This is a genomic window from Streptomyces sp. NPDC058955 (assembly GCF_042741435.1).
GTDB lineage: Bacteria > Actinomycetota > Actinomycetes > Streptomycetales > Streptomycetaceae > Streptomyces.
Map to the genome: position 1 here is coordinate 1 of NZ_JBHYKM010000192.1, position 9,229 is coordinate 9,229.

The following is a 9,229-nucleotide window of genomic DNA, read 5'->3' on the forward strand; positions in this document are numbered from 1 at the left end:
CTCCCGATCGCGGGAGGGGGCCGGCGCCCTCGTACGGGTCGTGCTCAGTGCGCGGCGGGGACGTACGGCGCGAGCGCCGCCGCCAGCTCCTCGTGCACCCGGGCCTTGACCAGGGTGCCCTCCGGGGTGTGCTCCTCGGAGAGCATCTCGCCCTCGGCGTGGACGCGGGAGACGAGACCGCCCTGCGTGTAGGGCAGGAGGACCTCGATCTCCACCTCCGGACGGGGCAGCTCGCGGTCGATCAGGGCGAGCAGCTCCTCGATGCCCGCGCCCGAGCGGGCGGAGACGGCCATGGAGTGCTTCTCGACGCGGAGCAGTCGCTGGAGGACCAGCGGGTCGGCCGCGTCGGCCTTGTTGACGATCACGATCTCCGGCACGTCGACCGCGCCGACGTCGCGGAAGACCTCGCGCACGGCGGCCAGCTGCTCCTCCGGGGCGGGGTGCGAGCCGTCCACCACGTGCAGGATGAGGTCGGCGTCGGCGACCTCCTCCATGGTGGAGCGGAACGCCTCGACCAGGTGGTGCGGCAGGTGCCGGACGAAGCCGACGGTGTCGGCCAGGGTGTAGACCCGGCCGGACGGCGTCTCGGCCCGGCGGACGGTCGGGTCGAGGGTGGCGAACAGCGCGTTCTCCACCAGGACGCCGGCGCCCGTGAGGCGGTTGAGCAGGGACGACTTGCCGGCGTTGGTGTAGCCGGCGATGGCGACCGACGGCACCTTGTTGCGGCGCCGCTCCTGCCGCTTGATGTCGCGGCCGGTCTTCATCTCCGCGATCTCCCGGCGCATCTTCGCCATCTTCTCGCGGATGCGGCGCCGGTCGGTCTCGATCTTGGTCTCACCGGGACCACGGGTGGCCATGCCGCCACCGCCACCGCCACCCATCTGCCGGGAGAGCGACTGACCCCAGCCGCGCAGCCGCGGCAGCATGTACTGCATCTGCGCGAGGGCGACCTGTGCCTTGCCCTCTCGGGACTTGGCGTGCTGGGCGAAGATGTCGAGGATCAGGGCGGTCCGGTCGACCACCTTGACCTTGACGACGTCTTCGAGGGCGATGAGCTGGCCGGGGCTGAGTTCGCCGTCGCAGACGACGGTGTCGGCGCCGGTCTCGACGACGATGTCCCGCAGCTCCTGGGCCTTGCCGGAACCGATGAAGGTGGCCGGGTCGGGCTTGTCGCGGCGCTGGATCACGCCGTCGAGGACGAGGGCGCCCGCCGTCTCGGCGAGGGCCGCGAGCTCCGCGAGGGAGTTCTCGGCGTCCTGCACGGTCCCCGAGGTCCAGACGCCGACGAGCACGACGCGCTCCAGGCGCAGCTGTCGGTACTCGACCTCGGTGACGTCCTCGAGCTCGGTGGAGAGGCCGACGACACGGCGCAGGGCCGCGCGCTCGGAGCGGTCGAACTGCTCGCCGTCCCGCTCTCCGTCGATCTCGTGGCTCCAGGCGACGTCCTCTTCCATCAGGGCATCGGCCCGAAGGCTCTCGGTGCGGCGCGACTGCGCGAAGCTCTGCTCGTCCTGGGAAGGGGAAGAAGAGGAGGTCATTGGATCCTTACGTCGGTTGGAACGATGGTGTCGGGTACAACGTGCGGCGGCTCCGGAAGATTCCCTCGCGGGATCCGCCGGCCGGCCGCGTCGCCGACCAGAAAATGGTGACACGGCCGCCGGGCGCCCGTCACCCGGGTTTCCTCAGCTCTTCGCGTCCGCCGGCGGGAGGCTGCGCCAGTCCGGGTGTCCGGGCATGGGCGGGGTCTTCTCCCCGTGCAGCCAGGCGGTGAAGAAGGCGTCGAGCTCGCGTCCGGAGACCTCTTCGGCGAGGGCCGTGAAGTCGGCGGTCGAGGCGACGCCGTCCCGGTGCTCGGCGACCCAGCGCCGCTGCAGGCGGTCGAAGGCGTCGCTGCCGATCTCGTGCCGGAGGGCGTAGAGGACGAGCGCGCTGCCGTCGTACACGACGGGCCGGAAGAGGCTGATCTTGGCGCCGGGGGCGGGCGGGCGGGGGGCCGCGGGCGGTCCCCCGGCGGCGCGCCAGCCGTCGGAGGCGGCGTACGCGGCCTTCATGCGCTTCTCCAGGGACTTGCCGGCCGTCTCGTCGGCGTACAGCGCCTCGTACCAGCTGGCGTGGCCCTCGTTGAGCCACAGGTCGGACCAGGCGCGCGGGGAGACGCTGTCGCCGAACCAGTGGTGGGCGAGTTCGTGGACCATGACCGCGTCCACGTACCACTCGGGGAAGCGGGGGTCGGTGAAGAGCCGCCGTTCGAAGAGGGAGAGGGTCTGGGTCTCCAGCTCGAAGCCGGTGGTGGCGTCGGCGACCAGCACGCCGTAGGTCTCGAAGGGGTACGGGCCGACCTTGCGCTCCATCCACTCCAGGTGGCCGGGGGTGCGGCGCAGCCAGGGCTCCAGCGTCTCACGGTCCTGGGTGCGGACCACGTCCCGGACGGGCAGGCCGTGCGGGCCGGTGCGGTGCAAGACGGTGGAGCGGCCGATGGAGACCTGGGCGAGTTCGGTGGCCATGGGGTGGCGGTGGCGGTAGGTCCAGGTGGTGGTGGCGCCGTGGTCGGTGCGGCCGGCGGGCAGGCCGTTGGCGACGGCGGTCAGCTCGCTCGGGGCGGTGATCCGGAAGGTGAAGGCGGCCTTGTCGGAGGGGTGGTCGTTGGAGGGGAAGACGCGGTGGGCGGCGTCGGCCTGGTTGGCCATGGCGAGGCCGTCGGAGGTGCGGACCCAGCCGCCGTTCTCGGCGGGGCCGCGCGGGTCGCTGGTGTGGTGGACGGTGACGGTGACGGGTTCGCCGGCGTCGATCGGGACGGCGGGGGTGACGACGAGGTCCTCGCCGCTGGTCTCGTACGCGGCGGGCAGGTCGTCGACGGTGACGGCGGAGACCGTGCCGTGGGTGAAGTCGAGGTGGAGCCGGTCGAGGTCGGCGGTGGCGAGGGCGTCGACGCGGGTGACGGCGGTGAGCGGCTCGGTGTTCACCCCGGAGTAGGTGAGGGCGATGTCGTAGGCGAGGACGTCGTAGCCGGGGTTGCCGAGGTGGGGGAAGAGCGGGTCGCCGATGCCGAGCGGGGCCGGGGCGGGCAGCGCGGCGGCGATCAGACCGGCGGAGGCGGCGACGAGGACGGCGGCCCGCAGCCAGGGCCGGCGGGCGGCCCGCGCGGGGGCGCCGACGGGCGGGGTGGCGTCGGTGGTGGGGGCCGGGCGGAGGGGCCGGGAAGTGAGCGGCATGGGCCAGGGCTACCAGTGCCCCGCCCCGCGCCTCGCGCCGACGCGCGCACCCGCCACCCGAAGGAGTCACGCGCGCGTGCCCTCGCCCCTCCCCCGCCCCCCTGAGGCCCCCGTCGCCCCGTCCAGAGCCGGTGGTCGGCCCAGAGCCGGTGGGTGCCCCGTCTAGAGCCGGTGGGTGCGACCCACGTCGTACACGCCGGGGACGTCGCGCATGGCCCGCATGAGGTTCGGGAGTTCGGCGGCGTCGGCGAGCTGGAGGGTGTACGTGTGGCGGACCCGCTGCTCACTCGGCGGCTCGACGGTGGCGGAGACGACCTCGGCGCCGGCGGTGGCGATGGCCTCGGTGAGGTCGGCGAGCAGGCCGGGCCGGCCGAACGATTCGGCGACCAGGGTGACCCGGCAGTGGGCGGCCTCGCCCCACCGGACGGGGACGGCGGCCCGGCCGAGCCGCCGCATGACGTCGACGGCGGGACAGCCGGTGCGGTGGGCGGTGACGGAGCCGCCCCGGACCCGGAAGCCGGTGATCGTGTCGGGCGGTACGGGGGTGCAGCAGCCGGCCGGGCGGACCGGGGCCGGCGGACCGCCGTCGAGGTCGGCGTGGAGCTCCGCGCGGGAGCTGCGGTCGGCGGCGACGCTCAGCGGCGGGCGGGGGGCGGCGGCGGGCTGGTGGGCGGCCTCCGGGTGGGCCTGGAGCCAGCCGGTGATGGCGATCCGGGCGGCGGGGGTGCGGGCGTGGTCCAGCCAGGCCGGGGAGGGCCCGGAGCCGGCGTCCTGGGCGAGGAGCAGCTGCACGGTGTCGCCGTCGGAGAGGACGGTGCTCAGGGGGGTGAGCCGGCCGTTGACCCGGGCGCCGAGGCAGGCGTGGGCGGCCTCGCCGTGCTGGGCGTAGGCGGCGTCGACGCAGCTGGAGCCGGCGGGCAGCCCGAGCGTGCCGCCGTCGGCCCGGAAGACGGTGATCTCGTGGTCCTCGGCGAGGTCGGCGCGGAGCGAGCTCCAGAAGGTGTCGGGGTCGGGGGCGGACTCCTGCCAGTCGAGGAGGCGGGCGAGCCAGCCGGGCCGGGTGGGGTCGGTGCGCTCGCCGTCCTCGGCGGGCTCGGGGCCCGCGGCGGGGTCGGCCGGGCCGGGGGCGGCCGGGTCGGGGGCGGTGCCGTGCGGGCTGCCGAGGGCGACGACCCCGGCCTCGGCGACCTTGTGCATGCGGTGGGTGCGGATGAGGACCTCGGCGACGCCTCCGTCGGGGGCGGCGATCGCGGTGTGCAGCGACTGGTAGTGGATCACCGGGGGGCCCGCTATCACTTCCTTGAACTCCGAGACCTGGGGGGTCACGCCGGTGTGCAGGTCGCCGCGGCCGGCGTCGCCGTGGGCGTCCTCGGCGACGAGGACGAGGAGCCGCCCGAAGTCGCAGCCGCGCAGGTCGCCGCGCTTGAGGCGGACGCGGTGGACGGAGACGAAGTGGCGCGGGCGGACGAGGACTTCGGCGGCGATGTCCGCCTCGCGGAGGACGGCGCCGACCTGTTCGGCGACGGCGGCGAGCGCGTCCGGCGAGCCGGAGCCGGTGGCGTCGGCGATGAGCGCGCGGGTGGTCTCGTACTCCTCGGGGTGGAGGATGGCGAAGACCAGGTCCTCCAGTTCGGTCTTGAGGGCCTGGACGCCGAGCCGTTCGGCGAGGGGGATGAGGACGTCCCGGGTGACCTTGGCGATGCGGGCCTGTTTCTCGGGCCGCATCACGCCGAGGGTGCGCATGTTGTGGAGCCGGTCGGCGAGTTTGATCGACATGACCCGGACGTCGTTGCCGGTGGCGACGAGCATCTTGCGGAAGGTCTCGGGCTCGGCGGCGGCCCCGTAGTCGATCTTCTCCACCTTGGTGACGCCGTCGACGAGGTACGCGACCTCGTCGCCGAACTCGCGGCGTACCTGATCGAGCGTCACTTCGGTGTCCTCGACGGTGTCGTGGAGGAGCGAGGCGGTCAGGGTGACGGTCTCCGCGCCGAGTTCGGCGAGGATCAGGGTGACGGCGAGCGGGTGGGTGATGTACGGCTCGCCGCTCTTGCGGAACTGTCCCCGGTGCGAGGACTCGGCGAGCACGTACGCCCGGCGCAGCACCGACAGGTCGGCCTCGGGATGGTGGGCCCGGTGCGCCTCGGCGACGTGGCCGATGGCGTCGGGCAGCCGGTCGCGCGGGGTGGGGCCCGCGGTGGCGCCGAGCAGGGCGGCCCGGCCGAGCCTCCGCAGATCCAGCCGGGCGCGTCCGCGCCTGCGGACGCCCGTGTCGGTGGCTGCGGCCTCGGCCGCGCTCACGGGGTTCGTGGCCTCTGCGCTCATGGGGCACCTCCGGCGACGTCGACCGGCGGTGGACGGGCGAGGAGAGCCCGGGGGGCCGGTGCTTGATGCTACCGACCCCACCACGTGGTGCAGTCGCGCTCTCGCCCAGCGTGAATCGGATCACCCATTCGAGCGACACGAGAGTCGTTGACTGTTTCGATTACGCCGCCCGGCGGGGCCCCGGGAGGGGGCGGCTCAGCCCTGGGTGAGCCAGGAGGGCTCCAGGGTGCCCTCGGCGACGATGACGGCCGGCCCGGTCATCTCGATCTCCCCGTCGGGGTGCTCGGTGATGACGAGGGTGCCGCCGAGGACGTCGACGGTGTACGTGACGGGGGCGCCGGTCTCGGCCGGGTCCGCGCCGTCACGGCGGGCGGTGGCGACGGCGACGGCGCAGGCGCCGGTGCCGCAGGAGCGGGTCTCGGCGGCGCCGCGCTCGTGGACCCGCATGGCGACGTGGCGGGGGCCCCGGTCGGCGACGAACTCGATGTTGACCCCGTCCGGGTAGACGGAGGCGGGCTCGTACGGCGGCTCGTCGTACAGGTTGCCCGCGTGCGCGAGGTCCTCGACGAACGCGACCGCGTGCGGATTGCCCATGTTCACGTTCCGCGCGGGCCAGCTGCGTCCGTCGACGGCGACCGTGACGCCCTCGTCGGAGAGGACGGCGCGGCCCATGGAGACGGTGACGGAGCCGTCCTTGTCGAGGTGGACGCGCTTGATCCCGCCGCGGGTGGCGACGGCGACCTCGCCGGCGGTGACGTGGCCGGCGTGCTCCAGGTAGCGGGCGAAGACCCGGACCCCGTTGCCGCACATCTCGGCGACCGTGCCGTCGGCGTTCCGGTAGTCCATGAACCACTCGGCCTCGCCGGCCATGGCGCGGGCGTCGGGGTGGGCGGCGCTGCGCACGACGTGCAGCACGCCGTCGCCGCCGAGGCCGGCGCGGCGGTCGCAGAGCCGGGCGACGAGGGCGGGGGGCAGGTCGATCTCGTTCTCCGCGTCGGGGACGATCACGAAGTCGTTCTCGGTGCCGTGGCCCTTGAAATAGCGGAGCGGGGTGGTCTGCGTGCTGGTCACGAGATCAACTGTACGGCGCCGCCCGGACAGCCGTTCCGGTTGTCCACAGGGCGGGCCCGGAGCGGGCCCCGAGACAGCCCGGCGCGAGCCCGGTGACAGTCCGGCGCGAGCCCGGTGACAGCCCGATGGCACTCCGACGGGCAGTCCGATTGCAGTCCGGCGAGAGCCCGGAAGGTGCCCCTCCGACGGCGCCGCGAGCGGGGCTCAGCGGAGCCGGGCGACCCGCCAGACCGCGAGCGCGACGAGGGCCGCGATGGTGGTGACGTACAGGGCGAGGACCCGCCAGTCCGGCCGCTCGCCGGAGCCGCGCTTCGGCAGCCCGGGCCAGGTGTAGCCGACCTTGCGGGCGGCCATCATGCCCCAGCCGGCGGCGCAGAAGCTGATGAGCAGCCCGAGCATGGCGACGACGGCGCCGCCGTCGCCGGAGCCGAAGGCCAGCGGGAAGGCGAACATCAGGGAGCCGACGGCGGCGAGCCCCACGATCGGGGCGAGCTGCCAGATCCTCAGCAGGCGCCGCGGGCGCAGCTCGACCTCCACCTCGCCCGCGTCGACCTCGACCGCGGAGCCCTCGGCGTCGTCGGGCCCGTCGGGCGTCAGCCCCGGGGCAGCCCCGGGCACCGACTCGTGCTGTTCTCTGTCGCGAGGGCCGGCCTCCATCGCCACGCGCCCTCCCAACTCGGACTCCACTTGGTCGATCGATGCTCGATGATGGCACGCTCCCGACCGCCGAAATGACGGGCAGGGCGTCCCGATGCCATCACGTGATCAGGCTGTAACCGCTCGTTCGACCAACGACAGCGCCTCCGCCGGGAGTTCCCCGCGGTGATCGGCGGCTCCGCTGAGCCAGTGGACCCGCGGGTCGCGGCGGAACCAGGAGTCCTGGCGGCGGGCGAAGCGCTTGGTGGCGCGGACGGTCTCGGCGCGCGCCTCGTCCTCGGTGCACTCCCCCGCGAGCGCCGCGAGCACCTGCTGGTAGCCGAGCGCGCGGGAAGCCGTGCGCCCCTCGCGCAGCCCGAGCGCCTCCAGGGCGCGGACCTCGTCGACGAGCCCGGCCTCCCACATGCGGTCCACGCGCGTGGTGATCCGCTCGTCGAGTTCGGGGCGGGCCACGTCGACGCCGATCTGGACGGTGTCGTAGACGGACTCGTGACCGGGGAGGTTGGCGGTGAAGGGCTTGCCGGTGATCTCGATGACCTCCAGGGCGCGGACGATCCGGCGTCCGTTGCTGGGGAGGATCGCGCGGGCCGCCTCGGGGTCGGCGGCGGCCAGCCGGGCGTGCAGGACGCCGGAGCCGCGCTCGTCGAGCTCGGCCTCCAGGCGGGCCCGGACCTCGGGGTCGGTGCCGGGGAACTCCAGGGCGTCCACGGCGCCGCGCACGTACAGGCCGGAGCCGCCGACGAGGACGGGGGTGCGGCCCTCGGCGAGCAGCCGGTCGATCTCGGCGCGGGCGAGCCGCTGGTACTCGGCGACACTGGCGGCCTCGGTGACGTCCCAGATGTCGAGGAGGTGGTGCGGGATCCCGCCGCGCTCCTCCGGCGTCAGTTTGGCGGTCCCGATGTCCATCCCGCGGTACAGCTGCATCGAGTCGGCGTTGACGACCTCGCCGCCGAGCTGCTGGGCCAGGAAGACTCCCAGATCGGACTTTCCGGCCGCCGTGGGGCCGACGACGGCGATGACCCGCGGTGCGGGAGCTGCGCTTCTCACCGTCCCAGTCTCGCAAACCTCGGGATGGGTCCCCGAACGAGCGACGTGACAGGGGGGTGGGGGACTCGTTGCCCGGACGTGGTTCCGGCCGGCGTTCCGTGGTGTTCCGGCCGTGTTCCGGCCGCCGCTCCCCCGCGCGGCACCCCCCGACGAGTAGGCTGAGGAATGAATATGGGCGTTTTCGCTATGTTTCGCCGGAAGAGGAAGGGCACGGCGGAGGACGTGGCCGAGGTCTCCGCGGAGGCCGTGGCCACCGGGACCGGTGTGCCGGAGGAGTCCGACGCGGCGGAGACCGTCGAGGTGGACGGGCCGGTGACGCGGGTGCCGGTGGCGGGAGTGACCGCCCCGGCGCGGTCCGCGCCGAAGGCACCCGCCGAGCCGGCCGACGCCGACGCGACCGGTTCCGAGGCGGTGTCGTCCACCCCGGTGGAGTCCGCGGAGGACGCTCCGGAGGAGGCCGGGGCCGTCGCGGTGGTCGTGGAGGTCGTGGAGATCCCGCGGCAGCAGTCGGCCGACACCGCGGCCGACGCGGACACGGCCGCCGCCACGGACGCGGACAGCGAGACCGGCGAGGGCGCCCGCAGGTAGGCAGGACACGGACACGGAGAGGTGCCGCATGGGTCTCCTGGATTCACTGAAGGCCAAGCTGGGCCCGGCCAAGCACAAGGTCGCCGACCTCGCGCAGCAGCACGGGGACAAGATCGACCACGGCCTGGACAAGGCCGCGAAGATGGTCGACGAGAAGACCAAGGGCAAGTACAGCGACAAGATCCAGTCCGGTACCGGCAAGGCCAAGGACGCCATCGACCGGATCGGGCGCAAGGACGACGGCACGCCCGGCGGCGACGGCACGCCTCCGCCTCCGCCTCCGGCCGTCTGAGTCACGCGCGGAACGGGCGGTGGCCGCGGAGGACGTCCTC

General features: G+C 74.1%; 9 protein-coding genes. 3 read left to right on the top strand and 6 right to left on the bottom strand.

What is annotated here, in order from left to right:
* Positions 1-44: 44 nt before the first annotated feature.
* The 6 genes from hflX to miaA all read right to left on the bottom strand — a co-directional run bounded on the left by hflX (position 45) and on the right by miaA (position 8,309).
* Positions 45-1,538 carry a GTPase HflX gene (gene hflX, locus ACFW1I_RS37015; protein ID WP_384678290.1) on the bottom strand — a complete coding sequence of 498 codons (1,494 nt, stop codon included), beginning with the start codon at positions 1,536-1,538 and terminating at the stop codon, positions 45-47.
* A gap of 144 nt (positions 1,539-1,682) precedes the next feature.
* Complete coding sequence (locus ACFW1I_RS37020) at positions 1,683-3,212, bottom strand: M1 family metallopeptidase (RefSeq protein ID WP_384678292.1); 1,530 nt, start codon at positions 3,210-3,212, stop codon at positions 1,683-1,685.
* A 162-nt stretch (positions 3,213-3,374) separates the two neighbouring features.
* The gene (locus ACFW1I_RS37025) at positions 3,375-5,534 is read right to left on the bottom strand and encodes a RelA/SpoT family protein (RefSeq protein WP_384678294.1); all 2,160 of its coding nucleotides are present in this window, start codon (positions 5,532-5,534) and stop codon (positions 3,375-3,377) included.
* A 195-nt stretch (positions 5,535-5,729) separates the two neighbouring features.
* A complete protein-coding gene (gene dapF / locus ACFW1I_RS37030) occupies positions 5,730-6,605 on the bottom strand; it encodes a diaminopimelate epimerase (RefSeq protein WP_384678296.1) in 876 nt (291 codons plus the stop codon).
* A gap of 204 nt (positions 6,606-6,809) precedes the next feature.
* Entirely contained in the window at positions 6,810-7,262 is a 453-nt protein-coding gene (locus tag ACFW1I_RS37035) for a hypothetical protein (protein ID WP_031014138.1), read from the bottom strand.
* Between the two features lie 108 nt (positions 7,263-7,370).
* Entirely contained in the window at positions 7,371-8,309 is a 939-nt protein-coding gene (miaA, locus tag ACFW1I_RS37040) for a tRNA (adenosine(37)-N6)-dimethylallyltransferase MiaA (protein ID WP_384678298.1), read from the bottom strand.
* Between miaA and ACFW1I_RS37045 the strand changes: the two genes are divergently transcribed.
* The 3 genes from ACFW1I_RS37045 to ACFW1I_RS37055 all read left to right on the top strand — a co-directional run bounded on the left by ACFW1I_RS37045 (position 8,278) and on the right by ACFW1I_RS37055 (position 9,189).
* Positions 8,278-8,358: a hypothetical protein gene (locus ACFW1I_RS37045; protein ID WP_384678305.1), complete on the top strand. Its 81-nt coding sequence runs from the start codon at positions 8,278-8,280 to the stop codon at positions 8,356-8,358. The two genes, miaA and ACFW1I_RS37045, sit on opposite strands and share 32 nt — an antisense overlap.
* Before the next feature lie 122 nt (positions 8,359-8,480).
* Positions 8,481-8,897: a hypothetical protein gene (locus ACFW1I_RS37050; RefSeq protein WP_384678300.1), complete on the top strand. Its 417-nt coding sequence runs from the start codon at positions 8,481-8,483 to the stop codon at positions 8,895-8,897.
* Between the two features lie 28 nt (positions 8,898-8,925).
* Entirely contained in the window at positions 8,926-9,189 is a 264-nt protein-coding gene (locus ACFW1I_RS37055) for an antitoxin (protein ID WP_384678302.1), read from the top strand.
* The last annotated feature ends 40 nt before the right edge of the window (positions 9,190-9,229 follow it).

Bases quoted from the DNA above. Each gene is read 5' to 3' on its own strand.
- hflX (WP_384678290.1), bottom strand. From the start codon at position 1,538: ATGACCTCCTCTTCTTCCCCTTCCCAGGACGAGCAGAGCTTCGCGCAG.
- ACFW1I_RS37020 (WP_384678292.1), bottom strand. From the start codon at position 3,212: ATGCCGCTCACTTCCCGGCCCCTCCGCCCGGCCCCCACCACCGACGCC.
- ACFW1I_RS37025 (WP_384678294.1), bottom strand. From the start codon at position 5,534: ATGAGCGCAGAGGCCACGAACCCCGTGAGCGCGGCCGAGGCCGCAGCC.
- ACFW1I_RS37035 (WP_031014138.1), bottom strand. From the start codon at position 7,262: ATGGAGGCCGGCCCTCGCGACAGAGAACAGCACGAGTCGGTGCCCGGG.
- ACFW1I_RS37045 (WP_384678305.1), top strand. From the start codon at position 8,278: ATGACCCGCGGTGCGGGAGCTGCGCTTCTCACCGTCCCAGTCTCGCAA.
- ACFW1I_RS37050 (WP_384678300.1), top strand. From the start codon at position 8,481: ATGGGCGTTTTCGCTATGTTTCGCCGGAAGAGGAAGGGCACGGCGGAG.
- ACFW1I_RS37055 (WP_384678302.1), top strand. From the start codon at position 8,926: ATGGGTCTCCTGGATTCACTGAAGGCCAAGCTGGGCCCGGCCAAGCAC.